This is a genomic window from Parasedimentitalea denitrificans, assembly GCF_011813015.1.
Lineage (GTDB): Bacteria > Pseudomonadota > Alphaproteobacteria > Rhodobacterales > Rhodobacteraceae > Parasedimentitalea > Parasedimentitalea denitrificans.
Genome location: NZ_QHLQ01000056.1, coordinates 1 through 2886, shown reverse-complemented (window position 1 = coordinate 2886; position 2886 = coordinate 1). Strand labels below are relative to the sequence as shown.

The 2886-nt window shown below is 55.9% G+C and carries 2 protein-coding genes; both read left to right on the top strand.

The window, feature by feature from the left end; translation table 11 throughout:
- Positions 1–710 (top strand): hypothetical protein (locus DL239_RS21240; RefSeq protein WP_206188594.1); only part of this gene is annotated, 710 nt, incomplete at its 5' end.
- Positions 711–716: 6 nt separating this feature from the next.
- Positions 717–2886, top strand: a 2170-nt coding sequence (locus DL239_RS21235; RefSeq protein WP_167686091.1) for a hypothetical protein, incomplete at its 3' end; no start/stop codon positions are given.

The window sequence follows — 2886 nt, the reverse complement described above, 5'->3', positions numbered from 1 at the left end:
GCTTTTACGTGACCTCGCTTGTCGACAAAACAGGACCATTAAGCGTGGCCATTGGCGACGTGGGGAATGAAACCCGAATTGCCACTGTTCAGCCCGGCCAAGGCAATGCAGCCCGTGGGTTTTGTCAAAACTACGTACCCCTACCAGTCGCCGCAGGCACGAGGTTGTCCACGTTCCATTCGGGCTGGTCCACTTGCCCGTACCATGTGGGGATTTCAGGCGTCAAAGCTGGTGACCTTCCGCTGCCCCCATACAAGTTTTTGGACCTCGGCCCCTGCGACTTGGACGCTACTACTTCGGCATATGGCAAGGGGGCAGTTGTCCCTGGAGCAACCGTAGACGACACCCCCACCCCTTGGACGGAACTGACAATAGTTGGTGGCCAATCAACACCCAACAACCTGATGCAAGGCAGCGGACTTTTGCACGACTACGCAGAGTTGGGCTTCATGTTTACCAACGTGTACAACAACCCGACTTCAACAGTCAGCCGACGAATTGAATTGGCCTATGGGTCGCCGGGTTCAGAGGTAGCTTTTGCAGAATTGGATTGGCGGCTTCCTACAAACCAAAACGATGGACAACCTGACGCCAGCCCTACTTGGGTGCCTTGGGGCCGACCTGCAGGGGATAGGATTTCTGCACGGTACAAGACCACTGAGGCCGTGAATGATCCCGGCATGTATGTGACGATGATGGGGCTGAGGTGATGGAACGTGGCTAGTAACTTACCTGTTCTGTATCGCGCACCTAAATCCGCCACTGAAACGATTGTAAACAGCACGGGTGCTGGCCTCTATCGGCATGGCCCATTGCCAGATGCGATCAACGCCAATCAAAACCAAATCCTATTCTACTATAGGGGTAAACTGCCATCCTTGACGAACGCCCAGCAGTTTCTGTTCAACTTTCAGAACCAGTTCGCCTACAGGCTTAGGTCACGAGAAGAACGAGGAAGCATAGGGCTAACCGTCCATGATGGTTCGGGCAATCAGTCCATCGTGCCAGCTTTCGATGGACATACCCAAGGCGACGACATTGAAGTCTGGATCTTGTACGATGCTATAAATGGTCCTCAAGCTTACGAGACCGGCCATGGCTTTGGTATGAACCCACTTGCAAACACGGCGGACAAGTTTGCATCATTACCTGAGGTGAATAACGTGGGAGTCTTTGACCGGGGGCATGCAAACCCTCCGGGCTTTACCCACGCACACGAAGGTGTCGAGCGGGCCGCATTGTGGTTCGGCACAACCGCTGATCTGACCGATGAAGCTGTTCGGACGATGATTGCTGACCCAGACCGTTATGGGGAAGTTGGCGGCGTTCTTGCGCTCGACATCCACGGCACTGCCGAAGAATTCAACCAGGGCCACTTGCGACAAGGTGCCTTGCGGGTTTGGGAAACCGGCACTGGCACTTTTACACCGCCGAATGGTGCAGCGCTTGAGCCAACCAACACGTTGATCAACGATCCCGGTGTGGGCCTTTATCGTCGTGGGGCATTGCCTGAGGAAATCAATTCTGCTCAGACCCAAGTGCTTATGTACTACAAGGGCAAGGCTCAAACCGAGGCCAATGACTTTGTCCTAACGTTTCAGGATGGGGCAGGTTCATTACTGTCTATCGCTAAAACTAGTGGCTCACGGGTGGGCTTGTGGGTAAAGGACGGGGTTAACACTGATAAGCTTAGTCCCCTCTTGGAGACGCTTGCCGGTGACGATGTTGAAATATTCCTAGTGCACGACGCCAACGGTGCTTCCCAGTGTTGGGTCACTGGCCAAGGTGGCGGTTTACTCTCTTATGATTCTACGTCCACGATTACGATCCCCTTGAACAACGTAGACAACGTTGGGGTTCTGGGGCGTGGTCATGGTAGTGCGGTCCCTGCGTTCACAGACGCAGTCCCCTCTTTTGAACGCGCTGCCCTTTGGTTCGGCACTGCTCCAGATCTAAATAATGCCGATGTTCGCGCCGCGATTGCTGACCCTTCGCGTCATGCCGAAATTGGCGGCATTCTGGCCGCAGATGTCCATGGGTCGCTCGATGAGCTAAACCGGGGCCAAATGCGCCAAGGTGCACTGCGCCTTTGGGAAACCGGCGCGAACGAATTTGCATTGCCCGCTTCGGGGACGTCTGAACTTACAGGTGCAGGCCTTCAGGTCACTCCTGAGCTTGGTCAGGGTGTGGTCACACCAACCTACAATCTGACGGGTTCCGGCCTCTTGGTTACTCCAGAGCTAGGGCAAGGCGTCGTCACGCCTTCCAGCCCGGCGGCGACGCTTTCAGGCGCCGGACTGTCGGTAACGCCTGAGCTGGATCAAGGGGTTGTGACGCCGTCCTACAGCCTGACTGGATCTGACCTTGCCGTAACGCCCCAGATTGGACAGGGCGTCGTCACTCCGACTTACAACCTGACTGGAGCTGGCCTTCAGGTCACTCCGATGGTTGGCATGGGTTCGCTTTCGCTCACCCCAACACTGGCCGGTATGGGGCTTGCTGTAACGCCTCAAATTGACCAAGGCGTTGTGACGCCAACCTACACCCTTACGGGCTCCGACCTGCAGGTCACTCCTGAACTTGGGCAAGGCGTCGTAACAGCATCAAGCCCAGTGGTGACGCTTACAGGCTCAGGGCTGTCTGTGACGCCAGAGCTGGACCAGGGGGTGTTGACACCGACCTACAATCTGACTGGAGCTGGCCTAGAAGTCACTCCAATGGTTGGCATGGGGTCGCTCTCGCTCTCTGTAACGCTGACGGGTATGGGCCTTGCCGCAACGCCTCAAGTCGACCAGGGCGTCGTCACTCCGACCTATAATCTGAGTGGGTCAGGATTGGTTGTCACGCCCGAGATAGAGCAGGGCGAAGTAGTTCCCACTTACATGC